This window comes from Actinomadura sp. NPDC048032 (assembly GCF_040653175.1).
GTDB lineage: Bacteria > Actinomycetota > Actinomycetes > Streptosporangiales > Streptosporangiaceae > Spirillospora > Spirillospora verrucosospora.
In genome coordinates, this window is the sequence record NZ_JBEZJP010000724.1 from 1 (window position 1) to 2,172 (window position 2,172).

The following is a 2,172-nucleotide window of genomic DNA, read 5'->3' on the forward strand; positions in this document are numbered from 1 at the left end:
AGATCAACCCGATCTGGCTGTTCGGACCGTACGACCCCGGCGCGATCTCCTCGGGCTCCCAGCCCGACTGGTACATGGGCGTCCTCGAAGGGGCGCTGCGCATCATGCCGAACTGGGAGGTCTCCGCCTGGGGCCACACGGTCAGCTTCAACGTGCTGATCCCGGCGCTGGTGCCGCTCGGCATCGTGTTCGGCGGCGCGGCGGCCTGGCCGTTCATCGAGCAGTGGGTGACCGGCGACAAGCGCCACCACCACGTGAACGACCGGCCGCGCAACGCCCCGGTCCGCACGGCGACGGGCATCGCCGCGGTCACCTTCTACGGGCTGCTGTGGATCGCCGGCGCCAACGACGTCATCGCGGACAAGTTCCACGTGTCGCTGTTCGCGACGACGTGGTTCTTCCGGGTCGCGTTCTTCCTCGGGCCGATCATCGCGTTCGTCATCACCAAGCGGATCTGCCTGGGCCTGCAGCGCAAGGACGCCGACGTCGTCGGGCACGGCGTGGAGAGCGGCGTGATCCTGATGTCGCCGGACGGGAAGTTCTCCGAGCGGCACGAGGCGCCGCGCGACGAGGAGCGGCACGTCCTGCTCTCCAAGGAGAACGCCCGGCCCGAGGCCCCGGCCCGGGACGCCAAGGGCATCCCGGCGCCCGGCACCAAGGGCCCGATCGGGCACCTGCGCTCGCGCCTCAACCGCGCGTGGACGTTCGACGACATCCCCGTCGAGGAGCACGAGCACCCGCACGGCGAGCAGGCCGAGATCGAGGGCGGCGCCGCGTCGCACGAGGTCCGGCACTGATCGTCCGCGCATCGGGGGCCCGTCACCGCACCGCCGGTGGCGGGCCCTCGCGCATCCCGGGCGACCCGCGATGACCCGGACCCTGGTCGTCACCAACGACTTCCCGCCGCGCCCGGGCGGCATCCAGGCCTTCGTGCACGGCCTCGCCGTGCGCCGCCCGCCCGGTTCGGTCGTCGTCTACGCCCCGGCCTGGAAGGGCGCCGCGGAGTTCGACGCTGCGCAGCCGTTCCCCGTCGTCCGGCACCCCGGCTCCCTGATGCTGCCGGAGCCGGGGGTGCTGCGCCGGGCCGCGGACGTGCTGCGCGCGGAGCGCTGCGACTCGGTCGTGTTCGGCGCGGCGGCGCCCCTCGGCCTGCTGGCCCCGGCGCTGCGGCGCCGGGGGGCGCGGCGGCTCGTCGGGATCACCCACGGGCACGAGGCCGGCTGGGCGTCGCTGCCGGTGGCGCGCACCCTGCTGGGCCGCATCGGGGACGGCGTCGACGTCCTGACCTACCTCGGCGAGTACACCCGCTCCCGGATGGCGCGGGCCCTGTCGCCCGAGGCCGCGGCGCGGATGGCCCGGCTCGCGCCCGGCGTCGACGAGACGCTCTTCCACCGGGGCGCGGGCGGGGCGGAGATCCGGGAGCGGCACGGGCTGACCGGCCGTCCGGTGGCGGTGTGCGTGTCCCGCCTGGTCCCGCGCAAGGGGCAGGACGCCCTCCTCCGCGCCTGGCCCCGAGTCCTGGAGTCCGTGCCGGACGCCGCGCTGCTCCTCGTCGGCGGCGGACCCTACCGCGGCGACCTGGAACGCCTCGCCGCGTCCCTGGGCGTCGGCGGTTCGGTCGTCTTCACCGGCGGCGTCCCCTGGGAGGAACTGCCCGCGCACTTCGACGCGGGCGACGTCTTCGCGATGCCGTGCCGCACCCGCCGCCGCGGCCTGGACGTCGAGGGCCTCGGCATCGTGTACCTGGAGGCGTCCGCGACCGGGCTCCCGGTCGTCGCGGGCGACTCGGGCGGCGCCCCCGACGCCGTCCTGGACGGCGAGACGGGCCTCGTGGTGCCGGGCCGCTCCGTCCCCGGCATCGCCGAAGCGGTGGCGGGCCTTCTCGCGGACCCGGACCGGGCCCGCGCCATGGGGGAGAAGGGCCGGGCCTGGATCGAACGGGAGTGGCGCTGGGACGTCCAGGCGAGACGCCTGGGGGACCTGCTGGAGCCGTGAACGACACCGTCCCCAGGATGAGGACCCGCCCCCGCGCCGTAGGCGGGTCCTCACCCCAGGGGCGGCGGCTCAGTGTGGCCCGGAAACGCTGACCGCGCAGGCACGCCGTTCCGTGCTCGGGCGCCCGTCGCACCGGCGGCGGTCATCGACAGGCCGAGCCCGACGATGAGCACGTTC

1 protein-coding gene and 1 pseudogene are annotated in these 2,172 nt (G+C 75.3%); both read left to right on the top strand.

The window, feature by feature from the left end; translation table 11 throughout:
* Positions 1 to 797, top strand: a pseudogene (locus AB0C69_RS41545) (ubiquinol-cytochrome c reductase cytochrome b subunit); the annotation flags it as partial.
* Positions 798 to 867: 70 nt separating this feature from the next.
* On the top strand, positions 868 to 1,995 hold the full coding sequence (locus tag AB0C69_RS41550; protein WP_360362272.1) for a glycosyltransferase family 4 protein: 1,128 nt from the start codon (positions 868 to 870) through the stop codon (positions 1,993 to 1,995).
* The last annotated feature ends 177 nt before the right edge of the window (positions 1,996 to 2,172 follow it).